Origin of the sequence: Roseovarius indicus, from assembly GCF_008728195.1 — a bacterium.
GTDB lineage: Bacteria > Pseudomonadota > Alphaproteobacteria > Rhodobacterales > Rhodobacteraceae > Roseovarius > Roseovarius indicus.
In genome coordinates, this window is the sequence record NZ_CP031598.1 from 2,681,976 (window position 1) to 2,704,035 (window position 22,060).

The following is a 22,060-nucleotide window of genomic DNA, read 5'->3' on the forward strand; positions in this document are numbered from 1 at the left end:
AGGAGATCTAAGATGCCGCTTCAAACAACCACAATGACCGGCGTTCGTGGCGGGCAGACCCCTGTGCCGAACGCGCCTTCCGGCTATGTACCGCAGATCATGCAGTATGAGGCCGATCTACTAACGGCACTCGCTGCCGATGTGGATGACATCGAGCTTTGGCTGCAAGCTGGCGGCATAAAGTCTGCGGACGTAGCTGGAGCCATTACCGAAATCGACGCGGCAGGGACCGGCACGTGGACTGCGGGCAACACGTCGCTGACACGCGATGTTCAGTCCGCCGTAATGGGCGGCCGGAAGCGCTGGAAAACGACGTCGAATAGCGCGGAGGGGTTGAGGGGGTCACTGTCCAGCAACATGAGCACTTGGGCAGGCTACACGATCATTGTGCCCTGCCTTGAGCCGATTTCGACGGCGGCCAACAACTGCATTTTCTCGGTGGGCACGTCCGGCGCCGGGACCCGTATGACAGCTTTTGTCGTCGCCAGCGGCAATCTTTCGCTTAACAACGGAACCTCTGGATCAAGTGACTCGTTTGCCGCCGGTCTGGTTGCTGGCAACAGATACTCGGTCATGATGACGTATGACGATTCCGACGGATCGACAGATGCGTTCCTCAACAGTGCGACATCGCTCGGGGCCGGGGGTGCCGGTGCGATTGATCAGTCCCCGCCGGCTGAGACGGACGCCGGTATACTTGGTTCCGCAGACGATCTTGTAGAGAGCGAGGTCTACATGGATCAGATTATTGTTCTGCGGAAGGCGATCACCAGCACCTCTACCATCGAGGCAATCATGGCGGCCTGTGCGAATATCCGGACGTTCGCGTGATGTGCGTTCCGGCTGCTTTAGCCTAAAGCAGCCGGCCATCTGATCCTGAGTAACGGCAGGAGGCCGCATGCTACTTCAATACCTGCGCGACCTGTTTGGAAACATGCCCGAGCAGGTCAGCGCCCTCCTGCTGTCAGGTGCTGCCGGAGCTTACGTGCGGGCCGTGTTTGCGCCAGAGGCCAGTTGGCGTCGACGGATCTTAGAAGGCTTGGCGGGGGCCTTCAGCGCCGTCTTCCTGGGTGGGCTCGTCGGGCACGTCCTGCAGGATATCACAGGCGGCGGAACATGGGCCTATCTCGCTGCCGGGTTCATCATGGGCGAGGGCGGTATCGCCGCGGTGCGCGGATTTCGGAAGTTCCTATTCAAGGGAGATCCCAAATGAACTGGGTACTGATCGCAAGCAACATGACCTCAGTGTCGCTTTCTCTGGTCTGCTGGTGGCTGGCGCACCTTTATGGCAGGTGCAAGCCACCGGGGCGCAGCATCGCCGGCTGCTACGCACTGGTCGGCTTTACCGTGCTACTGACGATGCTGGTGCGCAACCTGGGCGTCGATCTGCGCCCGGTCGTGCCCTGGCTGATCGTGATTACAAAGACGGTTCTGACCGTGACGTTTCTGTTGGTAATCGTTCGCCGGTACAAGCTCGGCGACCGGTAGACCATTTCCCGGCGGTCGCTGCCGCCCTTTCCTACCAAGGATATCTACGATGCAAACTGTTGAAGATCTGGCCCGCGCCATCGTGGCGCGCGAGGGCGGATTCGTGAACGATCCGGATGATCCGGGCGGCGCCACGAATTTCGGCGTCACCATTCACACCATGCGCCGTCTCGGCCTTGATCTCGATCGCGACGGCGATGTCGATGTCGCGGACGTGCGGCGCCTGTCGCGGTCGCAGGCCGAGGACATCTTCGTCGACCACTACTACCGCCGGCCGCGCATCGATCAGCTGCCCGAGGCGCTGCGCGCGTCGGTGTTCGATATGTATGTCAACGCCGGCGGGAACGCGGTGAAGATCCTGCAGCGCCTCTTGCGCCGGTTGGGCCACGAGATCGCCGTCGACGGCGCTATCGGGCCGCAAACCATCGGCGCGGCAAGGGCTGCGTATGAGGTCGCTCCGGAGCACCTCGCCGATGCCTACGGGATCGCCCGGCGGAATTACTACTTCCGGCTCGCCGACGCGCGCCCGGCATCGCGGAAATACGCCCGCACCCGTGCCGGCGGCAAGGGCGGCTGGATCCGGCGGGCCGAGGAGTTCATCTCGCCCCGCTATCACATGACCGAGGCCGAGTTTCAGAGGAGGGTGGCGAAATGGGGTTGAGCGACGAAACATTCACATGCGGCTCACCTTCGCCGCGTTTCACGCCGGGACCGGATACCTGGATCCGGTGCCCGAACGGCGACCGGGTCTGCTCGTTCTGCGGTTCGTTGCATCCGGAGGATTTCGAGCGGCTGGCAAAGGAAGCGGCCGATAAGGATAGCTCCACGTTCATCGACCCGACCACCAAGCAGTACAAGTGGTACGTGCGCCGCGACGAAGTTCCGAACGCGAGCGCTGGCGGCATCAAGTTCTATTCGTGGCACGCCCCGACGGATGAGGTCAGGAATCGGATAAATGCCGTCCTGCCGGAGGCTGTCCGCGTTTCGCTGGTGAAGATCGATATCCGAGCGCAGGACGCACTTGAGGAAATGGCGCGGCGCGATGGCCGTCTGCCCGAGGGAGGGAACGATGGGACTGATTGAAAAACTTCTATCTACCGTGTTCGGCGGTGGCCGCAACGCGATCGCCGAGACGGCCGAGGTATTTCGAGTCAACGCCGACGCCTCGGATGCGCGCGACGCGGATGTGCAGAGCGCGGCACTCGCGCAGCTTGCGGCCGAGTTCGCGCGGCCGCGTAAGGGTTTGTTCGACCGCCTGATCGACGGCTTGAACCGCGTTCCGCGGCCGGCGCTGGCGCTCGGCACGCTGGCGCTGTTCATGGCGGCGATGATCGATCCCGTCTGGTTTTCGGAACGCATGCAGGGGATCTCGCTTGTGCCGGAGCCGCTTTGGTGGCTCCTGGGCGCGATCGTCAGCTTCTACTTCGGTGCCCGGCATCAGGCCAAGGGGCAGGAGTTCCAGCAGTCGCTGGCGGCAACCGTGGCCCGTGCGCCGAAGGTAATGCAGAACCTCGCCGCGCTCGATGCGTTGCGATCGGGTGCGGGCACGCCGCGCGTAGCCGATACCGGGACCGATGCAGAGGTCGAGTTGCAGGTAGCTGAGGGGGCCGGGGATCCAAACCCGGCGCTCGAGGCGATCCAGCGCCACAACGGGGCGGCTGAGCGATGACTGGGCGACTGATGGCGGCAATCGCCGCGCTGGCCCTGTGGGTGCTTCTCCGCGCCGCTGCGCCGGCTTTCGCCGGCGAGTGCACGACCTACGATATCCTGTCAAAGCGCCTCGCCGAGCGTGAAGGGCAGGTGCTCGCCTTCGGCGGTCTCATTACCGACACATCGATGTTGCAGATCTGGCGCGATGTTCGGTCGGGCCGGTGGACGGCGCTCGAGGTTCTGGTCGACGGCACGACTTGCATCGTGCGCGTCGGGGAATACTGGCAGGACTGGCATGCCGAGGCGCCCGGGGTGCCGGGATAGGAATGGCAATAGGCTTGACTAGCAATGGAGAATCGCAAGATGAATGATGAAGAGCTCGTATTAATTTGGCCGATGCGTGGAACGGAACCGGCCTTCGGGATCACTGATGACGTCGATCTATGCACCCGTCTCAACATTCCCTTTAAGCCATCCAGCGCGGGGCAGGGTGACGAGGTCGTTTGGCCTTGGGAAGATGGTCAAGGTGAAATACGATCCGATGCTTCCCAACAGCATGTGCTATTGGAATGTAAATAAGCTTGTAAAATCCGAAGGCGGCAAACTGCTGTTCTGCTGGCAAATCTTGCAATGGCCAGGACTTTACGTGGAAGCACACCATCATGCGATTTGGCAATCATCGCAGGGTAAGCTGATTGATATTACTACAAAGGACCCGAGCGATCATCGACTATTTTCGGTCGTAATTTTGGATACATCAAACGCAATTGACATCACGTGGCCGCCGAACATTGAAAACAGGTACGTAAAACTCAAAGAATGTCCGGAGGTCGACGAGTACATTGCCGCAAACCATGAGCAAATTCGGCACCGGCAAAGGATGACTGAGACTGCAAAGCGCCTTGGTTGTCAATTTGACCCCGAAAGAGGGATTTCGGGCAAGAAATCGTCGGAGAAAGCTCTTAAAGGCGAGATTGAGGAAGAGAGGCGGCTGCAAATTAGGATGGGTGACGCTATTAAAGCGTGCGCTGCGATTGATCGAAAAACCGTATAGTCAGGCTTGGTCTGAAGATCCCATTTTACCTTGGACCGAAAGAATCTCTCCAGCAGCGTGGTTGATGGTTGGCATCGGGACCGTCCTCTACTGGGTTGGTTTAGGCGGCCACGCGGAAGCCTGCCGCATTGCGGTGCCCGCCGCCGCCGTTGTCTTTGGCAATCTCAGATACGTCCATCCGATCATCCATTGAGCGCAGCGAGTACGTCACGCCGTCATAGGTTCTGACCACGCACGCGGCGAAAGGTGCTTCCGGGTTGCGGTTAAGCAGCTCGTGCGCGACTTCGGAAACAAAGTCATAGGAGCAGGCTGCAACAGGCACCCGATGTCCGGCGACATCTTCCTCGAAGGCCGTGTCGCAGATGTTGCTGACGATCATGTCGACATAGCGACGAATGGCGACGCCCTCATTTGCAAGCCGCTCGGCTGTGAACATGTCCCACAGCTCAAAGTCGCGCGGCATGGAGCGGATCGCGATGCAGATTTCCTTGGTTCCTCTAAGGTCGAACCGCCATAGGTCGCGATCCTCGACGGCAGCGAACCAGTCTGGCATTGGCTCGTTACCAAAGCAGTATTCCCAAGCGAGACGGCACCCTGATTTTTCCATGTCAAAACAGACGCCAACGCCTGACATCATGCGGTCCGCATAGCGCTTCTCAAACGGGCCGCCCGCGCATTCCAATTTCATGAAGCCCTCCAATTCGGCTTCGGCGGTCTTATGGTGATCGAGAACGATGACCCGTTTGGCCGCGTCGGCAATCTCGTTCATGACATCTTTCTTGAATGAGAAATCCACGATGAGCACGTCTTTCCCGGTCACGTCGGGAGTGTCCTGGCCATACTGGCAAGGCACGTACTCCACGGCATCACCGAACCGCTTCCACACGGCATAGGCGGCGGCAAAGCCATCGTCGCAATTGGCGTGATAAATACAAACGTCTGGTGTCATTTCGGATCGGTCCTTATCTGGCTTCCGTTTCGGGATCGTAGTAATCCACAGTGATGCGTGCACAGCGGTTATCGGCCATCGTAACTCCGCCGTAGACAATAGGATCCTGCGGGATGTCACCCGCCTCAACCGACCGAACGGCACGGAAGAGCGTTTCTTTCAGCGCTCGCATGATCTGATCCTTGTTATCTGCCATGTCTTTCGGTCCTTTCTTGGTTTCAACATTTTCAACACGAATATTGAGAATTGTCAACATATGCAAATCATAAAGTCAGCAGAAATGTTGACTATATCCAGAACGTGTGTTGAAGTGTTGAGAATTCACGGGCATACCCCGTCCTCATGCGTGTTGGATATGGCTACAAGTGCACCGATAACGATTTCGCCGCTGCCGATGTCGAGACCATCTGGATCGACCACCCTGGTAGTGAGCGGATGGAGCGTACTGTCATGCTGCAGCACGGTTTGCGCGAGGGCGATACGCTGGTTTTGCTGCGCGCCAGCGATCTGGGCGTTGGCGGTGAGCTGCCGAATATCCGCCGAGAGTTGGAGCGCAGGAACGTGAAGGTCGAAACGGTTCCTACTGACGCGAAACAGGAAAAGCCAAAGCGGCCGGTCGGAAACCCCGGCAAGTTTCATCTGTCAGACGAGGACATGCCGAAAGCGGAAAAGCTCTGGCATGGGCTACAGTGGAGCGGGCCTTATGTCCTGCGCCGCGTGCGAGAAATGAGCGGCTTCAAGGGAACGGATAGGCAGTTGCGGAACGCGCTCAACTATCGGTTCGGGCCGCGTGATAAGAACCAAGACTAGGAGGCCACATGAAGCGCATAGCAATCGCAGGATCAATGGCTGCCGCTCTGGCCCAGATGGTGACTGACCACCCGCCGGAGGTCGAGATACCTAAGCGGAAGCCGAGCGGAAAGGACCGCTCCAAAGTCAAAGCCGCGCGCAAGCAGCGACGCAAGAACAAACCCAAGTAGAGGAGGCCGACCGATGGCAAGTGTCGAGGCTATTAACAGGTCACTGCGCATCATTCTTCTTGATGATGGAAAGACTTATCCCATTACCAACTGGTTCGACATCAACGGTGATGATTGTGACCCGGACGAAGCGGAGTTCGCCGTCGCCGGGCCGGACAGCAATGGAAAGTGGTACACGATTGAACTTGGCGCATACAGCTTTTTGGGAGTGCATTGATGTCTGTCTGGCCTGAAATCACAGCGCCAGCGATGTACGATGATCCAGCGCCGGGATGGAAAGACCCCGGCTTGCCTGACTTCGCCTTGATCCACGCGGTTGCCCGCAAGCTGGGCTACGTGATCGGGCTGCACGGGTCGATGAGGCGGGACTGCGACCTTGTAGCGGTTCCTTGGACCTTTGCTGCCGGGTCAGACGAGTACCTAGTTGACGCTCTCTGCACTTGCCTGAGTGGCCGGGTGATCGGAGAACCAGAAGAAAAGCCGCACGGGCGACGTGCATGGATAATTCAGGTGGACGGGTGGGTGAAGAACATCGACCTGTCCGTAATGCCGAGAGTGTAACAGAAGGAGGCCACATGAAGCGCATAGCAATCGCAGGATCAATGGCTGCCGCTCTGGCCCAGATGGTGACTGACCACCCGCCGGAGGTCGAGATACCTAAGCGGAAGCCGAGCGGAAAGGACCGCTCCAAAGTCAAAGCCGCGCGCAAGCAGCGACGCAAGAACAAACCCAAGTAGAGGAGGGTGCCACGCGCTCATTTCCCCGCGTGGCACTTTCCCGATTTCACCAATGAAATCAGGCGTCCAAATTTGGTCTGGTAGGCCCGGAGGGACTCGCAGGGTGGTGGTTGCCCCTCGTGGATTCGAACCACGGTTTCCTGACTCAAAATCAGGCGTCCTGCCGCTAGACGAAGGGGCAATGGCAGCCTAGGCAGGGCTCGAACCTGCGACCCACAGATTAACAATCCGTCGCTCTGCCAACTGAGCTACTAGGCTATGGCATAGGCGGATGGAGTCGAACCAACATCTTCGGGTTTGGAAGCCGATGTTCTACCGTTGAACTACGCCCACACAAAGGGCGCGCGAAAGCACCCCTTGGTTAGAGGTAATTTCGCCAGTTCTGTCGGTCAGTGTACATCATGCCGCCCTTATACCCCACCTCGCAGCACATGCAAAGAACTTTCGGCCGTTCGCCCAGCTTTCAGCGCTTTTGGGCGCCCTAAAACGGACCTAAAACCTGAACAAATAGAGGAAATCGCGCGAACATCCGCCCTGACGCTGCCCTCCGAAGGCAGAGGTCTCAAGTGGGCCTGGAGGGATCGCACACCTGTTTCAAGATTCACGCTTCGTTTTCGCTTTGTCTTTGAAATGCAGGGGGTTTCCAAAATTCTGGCGAAGCCTTCAGGTCTAGTGTGGCGGGGTCTTCGCCGTTCAGCTTGCCGTCGCGTTGCTCCACGTACCACTTGTACCGTGGATATTCAAGTTTCTCGCGAACCGGCGGCAGGCGCTTCCGATTGAATTCCGGCCATTCATCGTGGATCGCTATATCCTCGGCCAATTCAGCCAAGGCCCGCGTCGGGAAAACCTCCACAGTCATCGTCAATGAATAGGCGTAGAATTCATCGCACCTCCAATGCGCCCGATCTCTTTCCATCAAATCATTCGTGATGCCGACATACAGCAATTCGTCATCCGCGCCAAAATACCTGTACAGGCAGGTGGCGCTTTCATACCTATGGTCATCTAGGTATCGCGCGTCGGCCCGCAAGTAGTCGCACAAATCGGTCGGTTTCTCAGGCTCTTCTTTCATAAATCCCTCACGTACTCTCGTAAGTATTTCACATTCCTATATTATCAGATGCCGACCTTGGGCACCAGGTTTCCTCCCAATCTCAATTGCTCCGATGCTCCTGCAACCTCGCCCGTCGTTTCGGCCGAGGGTTGGATGTCAGGCTGTCTTGGAACGTCTGACGACAGTGAAGGGTGGCCGAACCGGGCGACTGGCTCTCTCTTGACCTTGCAAGGTGTTGCCCCCGTGGCCGGGGCCGCGTCGCTTCGCGAAGGTCATCTGAAGGCCCGGGGCAATTTCGGAAACGCTGACGGCCCGCCATAACCTGCCTTGCCGGTTTAGGTGTCTGGCTGAACGTGTCCGAAATGTGGCGGAGGCTTGGGCGCGTGCATGTGCCAAGGCCGCGGTTCGGGATTATTGCGCCATGATTCGCCCCACGCCCCGCTATATTTGCCATTGAATTGGAAACAGTTTGCCCGGAATCGAGAAACTGATAACGCTCATGCGGCGTAAACGCCTGTCGTTTGACGATTTTTGGCGCCGGCCGAACTTGGGCAGGCGCGCCCGTCAATTGTATTTTTTTTCGAAACATATTCACGGCTTGACGATCTTGGCAGAGGTGGCGGCGACGCGGAAAGTTCGCAATGAAATATGGGTTTCGATCGATCCGATGTCGGCTTTTTCCGCGTTGGCCGTGCCAAGCATTGTGCCGAAATACGGAAACAATGACCTTTGGGACGCGGGGCGTTTGTGCCCGCCTTTTGCCACATTTCCGCCGGAATTACGGCACCTCTCGGACAAAAATGACTTTATTCAAATACGCCCGATCAGTAGCTTCATACTTGCCTGACTGGGGGGCGAAGATTTGGCTAGGGGCGGCCGACCTTGTGTCACGAGTGATATGCGTGACGTGTCGAGGGTCTGGTCGAACGGGTCTGTTTCTGACCATGGCTCACGCGATACGCCTTCCGGAGTGGAGGTATGTATGGCTGACCGGCACGTTCTCGCATGTGTGAGTAAGTGAAGTGCGAGTGCCGGGCAATCTGTCCGGATGTTTGAAGGTTAACGAGTAGCAAGTGCTGGTCTAAAAGGAGACAACATGCCGTCGATCGAGAACCCCGCAAGCCAGAACGCCGCCATCGCGGCCCTTGGCACCAGCGAGCAGGCAGAGTTGCCCATCGAGAACGTCGTTCCCTGCTTCACCCCCGGTACCGTCATTGCCACGCCTTCGGGCGAGAAACGGGTCGAGGATCTGCAACTCGGCGACCGGGTCCTGACACGCGACAATGGTCTGCAGGAAATCCGCTGGATCGGATCCTGCCGCCTTGGCGCCGAGGATCTTCGCAAAGCGCCCTCCCTTCGTCCGGTCCTGATCCGGTCGGGGGCGCTGGATCATGGGCTGCCCGAGGCCGACATCATGGTCAGCCCGTGGCATAATGTCCTGATCCAGAACGACAAAACGGCGCAGTTCTTCGAAGACAGTGAAGTTCTGTCCGCCGCCGGGCACCTGACGGGGCTCGACGGGGTGGATGTGGTAGACGTGGCCCAGGTCACGTATATCCACTTCATGTTCGACCAGCACCAGGTGGTGCTTTCCAACGGCTTCTGGACCGAAAGCTTCCGGCCCGACGAACGGGTCATGGCAAGCCTCGGCTCTCGCCAGCGCCGCCAGATTTTCGAGTTGTTCCCCGATCTTCGCGACACCGCGGGGCGCAAGGCCTACCAGGCCGCGCGCCGTGCGTTGACCGAAGCGGAAAGCCGTCTCCTGTTGAAGTGAGTACGAGTGTTGCAGCTGGCCGGGTTGTCCTTTGACGCCCGGCCTCATTGAAATCGGTGCGGGGGCAACGTCCGGTTTCGAAGGCGGCAATCCCGGCGCAAGCCGGGATTGTTCGTTTTCAGGGGGAGGGTTTTTTGCGCCGTTCACGCCACGCGGACCAGTCTTCCGGGGTATCGAGGTCGGTTGTGGCACGGCGACCGGGCAGGGCAATACGCGTGACCTTCTCCGAGGCCAGCACCGGCTTGGCGCCCTCGTCGCCGTGCAGTCCCGAGAGGCGCTGAAACAGGCGGGCGGGCAGGATCACGGGATGGCCCGGCTTGCCTGTCGCGTCGGTCGCCCTGAACACGGATTTCGGCTCTTTTTCAGAGGCCTGTAGCAGCTTTTTCAGGTCGTCTAGCGTGAGCTCCGGCAAATCCGCCAGCAGGATCATCAACCCCTGCGCCCCCTGCGCCGCTGCCCATGTCGCGCCGGCCCGTATCGAGGCAGAGATCCCCTCGGCCGCATCCGGCACGACTATCTGAGATAGCCCCTCAAGACCTGAAACCGCGTTGGCGCGTGCCGGGCGGTCTGCGGCCAGCGTCACGAGCACAGGATAGCGCGTTGCAAGTGCGAGCATTGCTTGACGGCGCAGCAACGGCTGGCCATCGACAACCTCCAGCAGTTTGTCACGCCCCTGCATGCGCGAGGAGCGGCCCGCCGCAGGGATCAGGATGCAATGCCCGCTCATCGCCGGGTCCGGCAGCATGTGAGACTTTGCAGAACGATGAAAATCATGGTGATCCCCTGCCTTTCACCGTTCCACAAATACTCCCGCCGGAGGCGTCCTGCCAGAGCGTATGGCGCTACATCCGAAACCTTTCGCCTTCCGGGTCAAAGAGCGGTTCGGTGATCAGCCGGGCAGGGCACATCTTGCCCAGGATCTCGATCTCGGCCTCGAGCCCATCCTTGGCAAGCGCGCGCGGGATAAGGGCCAGCGCGATCGATTTTTCCGCGTGGTGCGAATAGCCGCCCGAGGTGCAAAATCCCTGAACGGCGCCGTCGATCCAGATCGGCTCATAGGCATGCGGGTCGGCATCCTCCGCATCGACCTCGAACACAACCAACTGGCGCTCCGGCCCCTTGTTTTTCTCGTCTTCCGCCGCTGCGCGCCCAATGAAATCGGTGTTCTTCGTGAAGCTGATGAACCGGTCCATCCCTGTCTCGCCGGGGGTGTAGTCGGGTGAGAATTCCGACAGCCAAGAGCCGAAGAACCGGTCGAGCCGCAGCGACATCATCGCCCGCATCCCGAAGGGCTTCATGCCGTGCTTCTGGCCTTCTTCCCAGAGGGTTTTCCAGAGCGACCTCTGGGCCATCGGATCGCAGTAGATCTCGTAGCCCAGATCGCCCGTATAGCTGACCCGCTGGATCAGACAGTCGACCATGCCCACGGTGGCGCGGCGGAGGTCCATGAAGCGCATGTCGGCGACAGTGTCCCGGGTGCAGGCGGTCAGCACGTCGCGCGCCTTGGGGCCGGCGATCTGGAAGCCGTTGAGGCGGTCGGAGATGTTTTCAACCCGCACGCCGTCGGCCTCGTTCTGTTCGAACCAGCGCATGTGGAAGGCCTGGGCGCCATAGGAGGCGGTGAGCTGGAAGGCTTCCGGCCCAAGGCAGGAGACGGTGAAATCACCGATCAGCCGGCCCTTGGGCGACAGCATCGGGGTGAGCGAGACGCGGCCCTGTTTGGGGATGCGCCCGGCCATGATCCGGTCGAGCCAGTCGCGGGCATTGGGGCCGGTGACGAGGTACTTTCCGAAGTTGTGAACCTCGTTGATTCCAACGGCTTCGCGGACGGCCTTCACCTCGCGCTTGGTGGCCTCCCAGGCGTTGGAGCGGCGGAAAGAGGGCGTCTCGAAACGCGGCTCGTCGCCCTCGGCGAAGTAGTTCACCACCTCGAGCCCGTATTGGTGGCCCCAGACCGCGCCCATGCTGTCGAAGATGTCGTACATCGGCGTGGTGTTCAGCGGGCGGGCGGCGGGAAGTTCTTCGTTCGGATAGGAGACCGAGAATCTTTTCTGATAGTTTTCAATGACTTTCGGAAGGGTGTAGCCCTTGTTGATCCAGTCGCCGTAGCGGGCCACGTCCATGGCAGAGACGTCGCGTTCGCATTCGCCCTCGATCATCCACTGCGCGAGCATGAGGCCGACGCCGCCGCCCTGGCTGAATCCGGCCATCACGCCGCAGGCGGACCAGTAGTTGCGCAGGCCCGGCACGGGGCCGACAAGGGGGTTGCCGTCGGGGGCGAAGGTGAAGGGGCCGTGGATGACGGACTTCACCCCGGCGCGTTCGAGGGCGGGGAAGCGTTTGTAAGCGAAATCAATGGATTGTTCGATCTTGTCAAGGTTGTCGGGGAGCAGCTCGTGGCCGAAATCCCAGGACGTTCCGTCGACGGCCCAGGGCTTGCAGGGCTGTTCGTAGAAGCCGATGCAGAGGCCGCGGCCTTCTTGGCGGAGGTAGCTTTCGCCGGCGGGGTCCATGACGTGGGGGTGTTCGCCGCCGGCGTCGATGATCTCGGCGATCTCGGGGACTTCCTCGGTCACGACATACTGGTGTTCCATGGGGTGGAGCGGCAGGTAAACCCCTGACATCGCTGCAACTTCCCGGGCCCAGAGGCCGCCGGCATTGACCACGTGCTCGGCGTCGATGGTGCCTTTCTCAGTGACAATTTGCCACGTCCCGTCGGATTTCTGGTTTGTTTCCAGCACCTTGCAATGCGTCTCGATGGTGGCGCCGGCCATGCGGGCGGCCTTGGCGTAGGCGTGGGTGGTGCCGGACGGATCGAGGTGGCCGTCGAGCGGATCGTAGAGGGCGCCGAGGATGCCGTCGGTGTTGGTGACGGGGGCGATCTTGCGGATTTCCTCGGGCGAAACGATCTCGGTTTCGAGGCCCATGTAGCGGTGCTTGGCCCGCTCGGCGAGGAGCATGTCGAAGCGGTCGCGGTTGTCGGCGAGGGTGACGCCGCCCACGTGATGGAGCCCGCAGGAGAGGCCGGTGATTTCCTCCAACTCCTTGTAAAGCTTGATCGTATAGCCCTGAAGGGCGGCCATGTTGGTGTCGCCGTTGAGGGTGTGAAAGCCGCCGGCGGCATGCCAGGTGGAGCCGGAGGTGAGCTCGGACCGCTCGATCAGCATGACATCGGACCAGCCCAGCTTGGTGAGGTGGTAGAGAACGCTGCAGCCGACGACTCCGCCGCCGATAATCGCCACGCGGGTGGTGGTTTTCATGTGTGACTCCCTGCTTTTACGGTGGCCCTACACTGTCGTCTGACGCGGATCGGGCATGTCCGTTTGCGACAGATCGTGTCGGTAACCGATTCGAAGGTTAACGGCCATGATTTGCAGGGAAACCGACGTCGGTATCACGTCGGTATTACGTCGGTATTACGTCGGTATCGGGTCAGTGGAGGCCGGGTGTTAATGTGTCGCGCGATGGGGGGAGGGGCGAGATGTTGTTTCGGGCGCAACGGGGGGGTGGGGTGTGGTATTGGTTTCTCGAAGGCGACACCGTTTTGCGACGCAAGGCGTCTATCGAACTGCGAGTAACAGCGACGTTCCCTCTTAGAATAGATCTTTAATCTTTGCCGGTGCGTAGACGTCAAAATAACTTTGGGGTGGGAGCGATTTTCAATGTCATTGCCGATCGAAAATACATTTCTCAAGTTCACGAAATACAGGCATTTCAGCGCTAATGTATTTAGAGAGTTCGACTTTAAAAACGTCAGCATTGATACTGCTCTTGATGTTGCAAAAGTTCTTGATGTGCTGCACGTAATCCTTGAGGTTCTGGTCGCTAATATTCGTGACAAGCTTGTCATACGCTTCTTCAGAAAATGTTAGTCCTTCGCCTTCACAGTAGGCTTTCAATACATCCTTGTCGAAAAGGTAGTTTTCAATTTCCCACCGCGTAAGCACTCTGTGGTTTGGGGAATTGGTTCTCAGATAAATTTGTCGATCTTTTTCGTCCATGTACTTGCCCGAACCAACGTCCCGGTCTTTTAGTACCAGGATGTCCACGGTAGGGAACACTTTGCTGAGAACTGCTAGCGCAATTGCACTCCTCTGATCGGGTTCAGTATTTCCCCCGCTTGAAGTGAAAAAAGCATCAGGATGCGATTCAGCAAAAATATTGTTGAAAACCTGTGCGTCCAACCCTCGTTCTCGTCCACCTACGCCGGGTTCAGCCCGCCCTTCACAGTATATGATCGTTTTTGGACTGACCAGTAGCGCCATGTCGTCTAACGCGACTGAAAAAAGTTCCCGCCAAGTACCTGCCCCGACTTTCATTGGTGTCAGAACACAAGGTTCGGCAGCTAAGTTGTACTCGGGTCTAAAATAGATGATCTGGCACTGGCTATACATTTTCGTCTGTAGTGCGCGCAGAAAGCCAATACTGTGCGTAGTAAGCCAAATTTGGCAGTCTGGTCCTACAAGCCGGTCAATTTCTGTTAGCAAATTGCCTTGAATTGCCGTGTTGATGTGTAGTTCGGGCTCATCGATTAGGAAGATTGAGTCGTTGTAATCGTTTTTTCGCAAATACAGGTCGAGCAGCAAATCGACCACTTCTTTTTCCCCTGATGACAAGACATTAAATTCAAAGTCTTTAGGGTGATCCGGCTTACTAAAGTACAGTGTGCCTTTGTCACCTTCGACGTTTCCCAGATTGGATATCTCTAGGTCTACGCAATTCTGGATCGAGCGATTTAGTTCCCCAATTATTTTACTCTTTGCTTCACTTGGCTTGATATCATTCTCGTCGAGATAAGAATTATACAAGGCATACAAGCGTCGATAGTTATCTTCCATTTTTGCATCCAAACTGGATGCGTCGCCTGCGCCATAGGAGTTAAGACTAATCTTTTCCACGGCGCGGGTTTCTTTGATTTTGAGCGTGCTGTTGTAGCGATATGGGCTTCGGAACGAGAATATGGTGTTAGATCTGCCTGCGCTTGATCTGGCGTTATGGACCTCATTGAATGAACCCTCTGTAAAGCGAATATCTATATCCTGCCAACTAACGTTTGTTTCCTTCATTGAATGGTAGGTAGGATCGCGTTGCTGAGGTTTTCCTATCCTTTGATGGGCGTTTGCGTGATACAATAAACCGTCGAGAACGCTACTTTTGCCGCATCCATTCGGTCCCACCAAAGCTACAATTCGAGCAGGTTCTTCACCCAAATCTATTGTTAGATCGTGGAAACGTTTGTAACCGTTTCGAAAATGGATTTTTGTAATGCGCATGACGATGCATCTATTCGTTGAGTAGGCTTGTCTAACTTTCTAACACGATTGAAAAACTCGTAAAGTACGTCACTAACAAACTGCTGAGAACTCAGAAACTAAAGTGTAATCTTACCTCCTGCCGCGAACCGTGATTATTCCCGTGCCAAGCCGCGCATCGTCGGGCCGTGGTGCGGCGATCCAACCTCCGTGGGGCAGTGCTTTATGCCTGCCAAGTCCCTCCGACCTCGGAGCGTTGCGCTGGTGGTAGCCAAATCGCCGTGCCGGGGGGCGGCCCACCTCTCGGCGATTGCTTTGCAATCGCCTGCCGGCCAGCGGGCGATGCGCGGCGGCCTTCGGCCTTGATTCCGCGCGGGTGTGCGCCTCGGGCGTGGCCACACCCCACCCCTGCCGCAAACCGTAATTCCCTGACGCAAAACGAAACGACAATGGCCCCCGACCGACGAATGATGTCGGGAACCGGCATTCATGGCGCCCGCAAACGGTGTCAGGCTGGCCGCTGAAACCAGGTTCAAGGGACGATACATGAAAACCCATGCTCAGGCTGTCGTGATCGGCGGCGGCGTTATCGGATGCTCCATCCTCTATCACCTCACCAAGCTGGGGTGGACGGACGTGGTTCTGCTGGAGCGGGACGAGCTGACGAGCGGCTCGACCTGGCACGCGGCGGCGAACATCCACGGGCTGCATGACAGTGCCAATATCTCCCGGCTGCAGCATTACACGATGAACCTCTACAAGCAGCTTGAGGAGGAGACGGGGCAGAGCTGTGGCGTGTTCCAGCCCGGGAGCCTCTACCTCGCGCAGACGGAGAACAGGGAGCATCAGCTCAAGCTGCAGGCGGCGAAGGCGAAGCTTTACGGGATGAACTTCTTCGAGATCAGCCGGGAGGAGGCGGAGGAGAAGCATCCGCTGGTGAATTTCGACGGCATCCGCTGCATCATGTGGGAGCCGGACGGGGGGAACGTGGACCCGTCGGGCGTGACCAATGCCTATGCGGTGGGGGCGCGGCAGAAGGGGGCCGAGATTTACCGGTTCACGCCGGTGACGGGGACGGTTCAGAAGCCCGACGGAAGCTGGGTGGTGGAGATGCCGAAGGGGAATATCGAGACGGAGTGGGTGATCAATGCGGCCGGGCTCTGGGGCCGGGAGGTGGCGAAGCTGGCCGGCATCGAGGTGCCGCTGCAGCCGACGGAGCACCAGTATTTCGTGACCGAGACCATGCCGGAGATCGAGGAGATGGGGCGGCGGTTGCCGTCGGTCGCGGATCGGGATGGCGAGTATTACCTGCGGCAGGAAGGCAAGGGCTTGCTGATCGGGGCCTATGAGAGGGACATGCGGTTCTGGGCGGAGGATGGGACGCCGCTCGATTTCGCGCATGACCTGTTTCCCGATGACCTCGAGCGGATCATGGAGAACGTGATGCGGGCGATGGACCGGGTGCCGGCGGCGGCGGAGGCCGGGGTGAAGCGGGTGATCAACGGGCCGATGATCTGGTCGCCGGATTCGAACGTGATCCTGGGCCCGGTGCCGGAGCTGAAGAATTACTTCATGTGCGGGGGGATCATTCCCGGGTTCTCGCAATCGGCCGGGATGGGCCTGATGGTGGCGCAGTGGATCGTGGAGGGGGAGATGCAGTATGACATGTTCCCCTGGGATATCGCGCGGTTCGGCCTGTGGGCGAATGACCGGAAGTTCGTGATGGCGAAGGTGGAGGATGTGTATACGCATCGGTTTGCCATTCACTATCCGAACGAGGAGCGGGCGGCGGGGCGGCCGTTGCGGACGAGGCCGGTTTACGGGTTGCAGAAGGAGATGGGGGCGGTGTTTGGCCTCAACTACGGGTGGGAGCATCCGCAGTGGTTCGCGGGCGAGCCGGGGGCGAAGGATACGAACGGGTTCGTGCGGCAGAACTGGTGGGGGCCTGTTGGCGAGGAATGCCGGATGCTGAGGGAAAGGGCCGGGATCATCGATATCTCGAACTTCGCCAAGTACCGGGTGAAGGGGCCGGGGGCGGAGGACTGGCTGAACGCGGTGTTTGCGAACAAAATGCCGAAGTCTGTCGGGCGGTCGTGCCTGACGCCGCTGATTTCCAAGCGCGGCGGGATTGCCGGGGATGCGACGGTGACACGGGTCGAGGAGGACGAGTTCTGGGTCGTGTCATCGGGGATGGCGGAGCGCTATCAGAAACGGTTCTACGACATGGTGCCGCTGCCCGAGGGGACCACGTTCGAGAGCATGACCGAGGCGATGTGCGGGTTCAACGTGGCGGGGCCGAAGTCGCGCGAGATATTGCAGCGGATGACGAACACGTCGCTGGCGACCGAGGATTTCCCGTTCATGCGGTCGAAGATGATCGACATTGCGGGCGTGCGGTGCCTGGCGCTTCGGGTGAGCTTTACGGGCGATCTGGGCTGGGAGCTGCACTGCAAGACGGAGGACCAGGAGAAGCTTTACCGGGCGCTTCTGGACGCCGCGAAGGAGTTTGGCGGCGGGCCGGTGGGCGCGCGGGCGCTGATGTCGATGCGGATCGAGAAGGGGTATGGCTCGTGGAGCCGGGAATACTCGCCCGAATACTATCCGCACGAGGTGGGGCTGGGGCCGCTCTGCAAGATGCAGAAGGACTTCCTCAACAAGGACGCGGCCCAGAAGGTGATGGCCGAGCCCACCCGCGAGACGCTGGTGCTGGTGCATATCGACGAAGAGGCGGTGACGGCCTCGAACGCCGATGCCACCGGGGGCGAGCCGATCTTCAAGGATGGCAAGGGGATCGGGCGGGTCACGTCGGGGACCTATGGCTATACCGTGGGGATGTCACTGGCGCTTGGGTATATCAAGAGCGGCACGGCAGCGCCCGGCGACGAGGTCGAGGTGATGGTGCTGGGACAGCCGCACAAGGGGCGGATCCTTGAGGAACCGCCGTTTGACCCGAAGGGGGAGAAGCTGCGGGCTTGAGGGGTTGAGTTAGGGAAATGGATGCGGGTCGGGGGAGACCCCGGCCTGTTTGGGGTGGCTGCAGGGACAAGTCTGCCGCTGGATTGAACGGAAACAGCGGCAGACTAATTCGGTCTGTGAATCCAGATTGTTGTCTTGGACAGCACGTCCACCTGAACTAGCCCATTGATCTTGAAGTTTCGCTGGAACCAATCTCGTAGTTCCCGGCCTCCCATTATTCGGGGCGTGTTGTTGGTATTTGCAGTTCGGTTCACACGCCCCTGGACGGATTCTCTGCCGGCACCAAGCCGGATTTCGATGAGTGCACCATCCCTCGCGAAAAGGCTTTCATAGGCAACAATTACGTTGAAGAACCCTTGGTCATAGTAAGTTTTGTGGAGCGTGAACTCGAACCGATCACCACTTTGCTCGAATGCCTTCGGATTGGCAGTGTCTAGATTCATATCCGGAGGCTCCAGATCGAGGGCCGCATTCGCTGATTTCGGCTTCTCGGGCGACGCCGTGCGCGAAGCAATCTGTCTGCCGTTCCAAGGTGGCCTAAGTTTAGTGATAAGATCATCTTCAAGGCCCGCAGCCATATTGATTTTGAATTCGCCGACTTGAAGCTGACCTCGGTCAGCCAGCGCCCAGATTTCCACCAGCCCGCCGTTGCAGAGAGCCTCTCGGATGTTCGCGTTATTCTTGATGTTCGTCGACTGAGTTGGGTCGGGGTATTTGTAGTTGTACATCCGGTTCCTCAGTGCCCGACCAGTCTTGCCGATATACAAAACGTCGTCATTGGAAATGAAAGCGTAAAGAACTCGCTCGGCATTTGCCAAATTCGTCAATTCGAAGTCGATTTGGTCTTTGACCAACACCCATCGTCCGATTTTCTCAAAGCCGATGTCAGCAAGTCGCTTCATGTCACGCCACCAGATGTTTCCGATTTCCAGAGTGGTATCAAAGTCTATCAAGTTTTTTGCACCTTGGTAGCTGGCGATACCACTTTGATGGAAAAGGTTCGAAAAGTGCGACGGTTGGCAATTCATGCAGAGGCTTTTTCAGATGTTGTAGGTTTCTGGCTTGAAGGGAGCGTATGAACGTCGCCGGTGACAAGCCGCGCATCGTCGGGCCGTGGTGCGGCGAACCGACGTCTGTGAGGGGCAGTTTATGGCTGCCGGACGTCCATCCTTCGCGCGTGGCGCTCCATCTGCGAAATCGCCGTGCCGTCGGGGCGGCCCCCCGATGCGCGGCGGGCTTCGCCCTTGATTCCGCGCAGGGGGATGCAATGACCGTCGGGGATGTAGCCGGTGCCGCCAATCCACCCTGCAAAAAATTCCCCGATCCCCCCGATCTTTTGACCTGCCTGAGCGTTCTTCTACGTAAGGGACCACCTTGGAGGAGCACGAGCATGCCAACCAAACCCCGGGGCCAGGCGGCCACTCATCCGGTCGAGATACCGCGGCGCGGGTGGTGGGATATCTGCCGGAGGCTGATTGCCGGCATTCCCGCCGATCACCTGTCGGTGGTCGCGGCCGGCGTGGCGTTCTTCGGGCTGCTGGCGATCTTTCCGGCCGTGGTGGCGCTGATTTCCATCGCGGGCGTTCTGCTCGACCCGGCGGATGTGGCGAGCCAGCTGGAGGTGTATGTCACGATGCTGCCGCAGGAGGCGGCGGCGATCATCGAGGACCAGATCCTGAAGGTCACCGGCGGCGACGAGAAGGCCACGGGCTTTGCCGCGATCCTGGGTCTCCTGCTGGCGATCTATGGCGCGACGCGGGGGATGATGACGCTGATGGAGGGGATGAACATCGCCTATGGCGAGCGGGAAACGCGGGGCTTCGTCAGGCTTTATGCCACCGGCGTGGCGCTGACGGTGGTGATCATCGTGGGGCTCTTGACGGCGCTTGTCTTCATGATCGTGCTGCCGGCGGTGGTCGGGTTCCTGGGCCTGTCGGGGGCCATGGAGACGGCGATCACCTGGCTGCAATGGCCCGTGCTGGCGGTGCTGGCGATCCTGGGGCTGGCGGTGCTCTACCGGTTCGGGCCGGCGCGCACGCCGGCGCGGTGGCGGTGGATCAGCCCCGGCGCGGTGGTGGCCATGATCCTGTGGATGATCGGCACGATCGGGTTCTCGCTCTACACCCAGAATTTCGCCAGCTACAACGAGACCTATGGCACGCTGGGCGGGGTGATCATCCTGCTGACATGGCTGTGGCTGTCGTCGTTCATCGTGCTGGCCGGGGCGAAGCTGAACGCCGAGATCGAGCACCAGACGCGGCGCGACACCACCACCGGGCCGCCGAAACCCGAGGGGGAACGCGGGGCGATCAAGGCGGATACCTATCCCGAGGGGCTGGGGCCTGCGGTATTGAACGACCGGGAGCGCTGAAGGGAGGCGCGGTATCGGTCGGGGCGTCACGAGAAAGTGTAAATTTTCGTAGACAGGTGCGGGCCGGGAATTCACCATGGGCAATGGTATCCAGCGTACCGTGGGGAGCTCGTGATGTCAGACCATGACCACCTGATGGACCTGTTTCAACGCTACGAGGCGGCTTTGCAGAGCGGGGATTCGGGCGCTTGCGCCGCCTGTTATGCCGAGGATGCCGAATACGTGGCCAGCGCCATGGCGCCGGTGCGGGGGCGGGCGGCGATCCGGGATCTGCATGACGAGCTGTTTCTGGTCGGCGTGAAGAAGTGGTCGCTGCATGTGCGCAGTATCACGGTATCGGGGTGGATGGCCTATTCGCGCCAGGCGGTGCTGTCGGACGGCACCGGCTCGGACGTTATGCTGGTGGCGGTGAAGGGCACCGATGGCGTCTGGCTGATCCAGGCGGAGGCGGAGATCCCGCGGCGGTAGGTCAGGCGGCTAGTAGCTGTAGCAGGTCATCTTGCCGATGCCGCGCAGGTCGACCTCGCGGCTGGGCAGGTCGCCGATATCGGGCCGGATGCGATTGTAGGTGATTTTCGAGAGCAGCATTTCGCCGGGATCGGCCGCGGTCTGGATGCGGCTGGCGATGTTGACGGTGTTGCCCCAGTAATCATAGGCCCAGCGCCGCGAGCCGATGACGCCGCCGATGATGGAGCCGGTATGCACCCCGATGCGCAGCTCGAGGGGGATATCGAGGGCATCGCCGATCGCCTTCGTGGAGTCCTGCCAGAGCATGCCGCATTCGATGGCGCGAAAGGCCGCGTCCTTGCCCGAGGTGGAGGGAGAGACGGCCATGTAGCAGTCGCCGATGATCTTCACCTTGTCGATCTTGTGGGCGTCGGTGGCGGAATCGAAGGCGCCGAACAGCTTGTCGAGCACCTCGAGCAGGTGTTCGGGGCCCAGCTGGTTGGTCAGGCCGGTGAAGCCATGGATATCGGCGAAGATCACGGTGGCCTCGCCGATCGGTTCGGCGATGGGCGGCGTGCGGGTTTTCAGGGCGGTGACGATCCGTTCGGGGATCAGCTCGTGCAGCATGCTTTCGGTGCGGGCGCGTTCGTGGTCGAGCTTGACGTTGAACTGGTAGACCAGCCGCACGAACCATTCGCGCCAGTAGCCGAGAAACGCGCTGAGCAGGAACATCGAGGCGATGTGATAGCTGTAGGCATAGAATTCGGTGTCTTGCAGGGCACCGTCATGGGCGGCGAACCAGAGGAACACGCCGGTGACGAGGACCCCCGTCCAGAGCGCGATTTCGAAACGGACCCCGGAAATCAGGAAGAGCAGCAGGATGACGAACACGTAGTTGATGATGCCGGCGCCCGATGTCAGGCCGAGCCCGCCATCCCGGTCGAGAAGCAGCAGGGCCCAGAACAGCCCCGCCGACCCGATCAGGATGATAACGGAGAACAGCAGCTCCAGGTAGGCGCGGACGAAGCGGACGAAGGTCAGGGCGAGGGCCAGCGCGATACAGGGCAGAACGACAAAGCCCCGGACGTAGTTCGCGCGCAGGGATTCGGTGGCGTAGAGATAGCGGTCGACGGCGATATCGCTAATCAGGACAATGAAGGTCAGGCCCAGGGCGACCTGAAGCTGGGGCACGAAGCGTTCGACGTAATCCCGGGCGAATTCCTTTTCGAGGCGATCATCGGCGAACCGCAGCAGCAGGCGATTTATGAGATTACCCATTCGCATGGGCAGGGCGGACCCGCGGCGCACGGGGGCTGTCGGGTAACAAC

The 22,060-nt window shown here is 59.5% G+C and carries 25 protein-coding genes and 3 tRNA genes; 17 read left to right on the forward strand and 11 right to left on the reverse strand.

Annotated features, from left to right (window positions below; all coding sequences use genetic code 11):
* Positions 1 to 12: 12 nt before the first annotated feature.
* The 8 genes from RIdsm_RS12655 to RIdsm_RS12690 all read left to right on the forward strand — a co-directional run bounded on the left by RIdsm_RS12655 (position 13) and on the right by RIdsm_RS12690 (position 4,192).
* A complete protein-coding gene (locus RIdsm_RS12655; protein ID WP_057816716.1) occupies positions 13 to 831 on the forward strand; it encodes a hypothetical protein in 819 nt (272 codons plus the stop codon).
* A gap of 67 nt (positions 832 to 898) precedes the next feature.
* Complete coding sequence (locus RIdsm_RS12660) at positions 899 to 1,213, forward strand: hypothetical protein (protein WP_057816717.1); 315 nt, start codon at positions 899 to 901, stop codon at positions 1,211 to 1,213.
* The gene (locus tag RIdsm_RS12665) at positions 1,210 to 1,488 is read left to right on the forward strand and encodes a hypothetical protein (RefSeq protein WP_057816718.1); all 279 of its coding nucleotides are present in this window, start codon (positions 1,210 to 1,212) and stop codon (positions 1,486 to 1,488) included. Before RIdsm_RS12660 ends, RIdsm_RS12665 begins: the two co-directional genes overlap by 4 nt.
* Positions 1,489 to 1,537: 49 nt before the next feature.
* Positions 1,538 to 2,149, forward strand: a complete 612-nt coding sequence (locus RIdsm_RS12670; protein WP_057816719.1) for a holin-associated N-acetylmuramidase — start codon at positions 1,538 to 1,540, stop codon at positions 2,147 to 2,149.
* Positions 2,140 to 2,571, forward strand: coding sequence for a hypothetical protein (locus RIdsm_RS12675; protein ID WP_057816720.1), 432 nt, complete (start codon positions 2,140 to 2,142; stop codon positions 2,569 to 2,571). Before RIdsm_RS12670 ends, RIdsm_RS12675 begins: the two co-directional genes overlap by 10 nt.
* Positions 2,558 to 3,157 (forward strand): holin family protein, encoded by a 600-nt coding sequence (locus RIdsm_RS12680; protein WP_057816721.1) that lies wholly within the window; start codon positions 2,558 to 2,560, stop codon positions 3,155 to 3,157. The genes RIdsm_RS12675 and RIdsm_RS12680 overlap by 14 nt, the downstream gene beginning before the upstream one ends.
* Positions 3,154 to 3,462, forward strand: a complete 309-nt coding sequence (locus RIdsm_RS12685; protein ID WP_143100340.1) for a hypothetical protein — start codon at positions 3,154 to 3,156, stop codon at positions 3,460 to 3,462. Before RIdsm_RS12680 ends, RIdsm_RS12685 begins: the two co-directional genes overlap by 4 nt.
* Before the next feature lie 106 nt (positions 3,463 to 3,568).
* Positions 3,569 to 4,192, forward strand: coding sequence for a hypothetical protein (locus tag RIdsm_RS12690; RefSeq protein WP_143100339.1), 624 nt, complete (start codon positions 3,569 to 3,571; stop codon positions 4,190 to 4,192).
* 100 nt (positions 4,193 to 4,292) lie between these two features.
* Here the strand turns inward: RIdsm_RS12690 and RIdsm_RS12695 are convergent, their stop codons facing one another.
* Positions 4,293 to 5,141, reverse strand: coding sequence for a DHHA1 domain-containing protein (locus RIdsm_RS12695; protein WP_057816724.1), 849 nt, complete (start codon positions 5,139 to 5,141; stop codon positions 4,293 to 4,295).
* Positions 5,142 to 5,154: 13 nt separating this feature from the next.
* Positions 5,155 to 5,337 carry a hypothetical protein gene (locus tag RIdsm_RS12700; protein ID WP_057816725.1) on the reverse strand — a complete coding sequence of 61 codons (183 nt, stop codon included), beginning with the start codon at positions 5,335 to 5,337 and terminating at the stop codon, positions 5,155 to 5,157.
* A gap of 146 nt (positions 5,338 to 5,483) precedes the next feature.
* Here RIdsm_RS12700 and RIdsm_RS12705 point away from each other — a divergent pair, with 146 nt between their 5' ends.
* The 4 genes from RIdsm_RS12705 (at position 5,484) to RIdsm_RS30135 (ending at position 6,858) form a co-directional block, all read left to right on the forward strand.
* Positions 5,484 to 5,951, forward strand: coding sequence for a hypothetical protein (locus RIdsm_RS12705; RefSeq protein ID WP_057816726.1), 468 nt, complete (start codon positions 5,484 to 5,486; stop codon positions 5,949 to 5,951).
* An 8-nt stretch (positions 5,952 to 5,959) separates the two neighbouring features.
* Positions 5,960 to 6,121 (forward strand): hypothetical protein, encoded by a 162-nt coding sequence (locus RIdsm_RS30130; protein WP_177228374.1) that lies wholly within the window; start codon positions 5,960 to 5,962, stop codon positions 6,119 to 6,121.
* Between the two features lie 13 nt (positions 6,122 to 6,134).
* Positions 6,135 to 6,338 (forward strand): hypothetical protein, encoded by a 204-nt coding sequence (locus RIdsm_RS12710; RefSeq protein WP_057822136.1) that lies wholly within the window; start codon positions 6,135 to 6,137, stop codon positions 6,336 to 6,338.
* A 358-nt stretch (positions 6,339 to 6,696) separates the two neighbouring features.
* A complete protein-coding gene (locus tag RIdsm_RS30135; RefSeq protein WP_177228374.1) occupies positions 6,697 to 6,858 on the forward strand; it encodes a hypothetical protein in 162 nt (53 codons plus the stop codon).
* A gap of 107 nt (positions 6,859 to 6,965) precedes the next feature.
* On the opposite strand, the gene RIdsm_RS12715 is transcribed toward RIdsm_RS30135, so the two are convergent.
* From RIdsm_RS12715 to RIdsm_RS12730, 4 genes are all read right to left on the reverse strand, one after another.
* Positions 6,966 to 7,039: transfer RNA gene (locus tag RIdsm_RS12715), tRNA-Gln, on the reverse strand.
* A 1-nt stretch (position 7,040) separates the two neighbouring features.
* Positions 7,041 to 7,116 (reverse strand) — tRNA-Asn (locus RIdsm_RS12720).
* 1 nt (position 7,117) lies between these two features.
* Positions 7,118 to 7,191: transfer RNA gene (locus tag RIdsm_RS12725), tRNA-Trp, on the reverse strand.
* Positions 7,192 to 7,459: 268 nt separating this feature from the next.
* Positions 7,460 to 7,930 carry a hypothetical protein gene (locus RIdsm_RS12730; RefSeq protein ID WP_057822123.1) on the reverse strand — a complete coding sequence of 157 codons (471 nt, stop codon included), beginning with the start codon at positions 7,928 to 7,930 and terminating at the stop codon, positions 7,460 to 7,462.
* 481 nt (positions 7,931 to 8,411) lie between these two features.
* Between RIdsm_RS12730 and RIdsm_RS12735 the strand changes: the two genes are divergently transcribed.
* Entirely contained in the window at positions 8,412 to 8,759 is a 348-nt protein-coding gene (locus tag RIdsm_RS12735; RefSeq protein WP_143100337.1) for a hypothetical protein, read from the forward strand.
* Positions 8,760 to 9,008: 249 nt separating this feature from the next.
* Entirely contained in the window at positions 9,009 to 9,686 is a 678-nt protein-coding gene (locus RIdsm_RS12740; RefSeq protein ID WP_057815666.1) for a Hint domain-containing protein, read from the forward strand.
* Between the two features lie 118 nt (positions 9,687 to 9,804).
* Here the strand turns inward: RIdsm_RS12740 and RIdsm_RS12745 are convergent, their stop codons facing one another.
* From RIdsm_RS12745 to RIdsm_RS12755, 3 genes are all read right to left on the reverse strand, one after another.
* Positions 9,805 to 10,431, reverse strand: coding sequence for a nucleotidyltransferase family protein (locus RIdsm_RS12745; protein ID WP_074939762.1), 627 nt, complete (start codon positions 10,429 to 10,431; stop codon positions 9,805 to 9,807).
* A gap of 97 nt (positions 10,432 to 10,528) precedes the next feature.
* Positions 10,529 to 12,946, reverse strand: coding sequence for a GcvT family protein (locus RIdsm_RS12750; protein ID WP_057815664.1), 2,418 nt, complete (start codon positions 12,944 to 12,946; stop codon positions 10,529 to 10,531).
* A gap of 405 nt (positions 12,947 to 13,351) precedes the next feature.
* A complete protein-coding gene (locus RIdsm_RS12755) occupies positions 13,352 to 14,959 on the reverse strand; it encodes an AAA family ATPase (protein ID WP_057815662.1) in 1,608 nt (535 codons plus the stop codon).
* Positions 14,960 to 15,484: 525 nt separating this feature from the next.
* On the opposite strand from RIdsm_RS12755, the gene RIdsm_RS12760 reads away from it, so the two are divergent.
* Positions 15,485 to 17,914: a GcvT family protein gene (locus RIdsm_RS12760; protein WP_057815660.1), complete on the forward strand. Its 2,430-nt coding sequence runs from the start codon at positions 15,485 to 15,487 to the stop codon at positions 17,912 to 17,914.
* Positions 17,915 to 18,018: 104 nt separating this feature from the next.
* Here RIdsm_RS12760 and RIdsm_RS12765 read toward each other — a convergent pair whose 3' ends face one another.
* Positions 18,019 to 18,942 carry a GIY-YIG nuclease family protein gene (locus RIdsm_RS12765; protein WP_057815658.1) on the reverse strand — a complete coding sequence of 308 codons (924 nt, stop codon included), beginning with the start codon at positions 18,940 to 18,942 and terminating at the stop codon, positions 18,019 to 18,021.
* 362 nt (positions 18,943 to 19,304) lie between these two features.
* On the opposite strand from RIdsm_RS12765, the gene RIdsm_RS12770 reads away from it, so the two are divergent.
* Both RIdsm_RS12770 and RIdsm_RS12775 read left to right on the forward strand, forming a co-directional pair.
* Positions 19,305 to 20,285 carry a YihY/virulence factor BrkB family protein gene (locus RIdsm_RS12770; protein WP_057815656.1) on the forward strand — a complete coding sequence of 327 codons (981 nt, stop codon included), beginning with the start codon at positions 19,305 to 19,307 and terminating at the stop codon, positions 20,283 to 20,285.
* A 114-nt stretch (positions 20,286 to 20,399) separates the two neighbouring features.
* A complete protein-coding gene (locus tag RIdsm_RS12775) occupies positions 20,400 to 20,753 on the forward strand; it encodes a YybH family protein (protein WP_057815654.1) in 354 nt (117 codons plus the stop codon).
* Positions 20,754 to 20,762: 9 nt separating this feature from the next.
* Here RIdsm_RS12775 and RIdsm_RS12780 read toward each other — a convergent pair whose 3' ends face one another.
* The gene (locus tag RIdsm_RS12780) at positions 20,763 to 22,010 is read right to left on the reverse strand and encodes an adenylate/guanylate cyclase domain-containing protein (RefSeq protein ID WP_057815652.1); all 1,248 of its coding nucleotides are present in this window, start codon (positions 22,008 to 22,010) and stop codon (positions 20,763 to 20,765) included.
* Between the last annotated feature and the right edge of the window lie 50 nt (positions 22,011 to 22,060).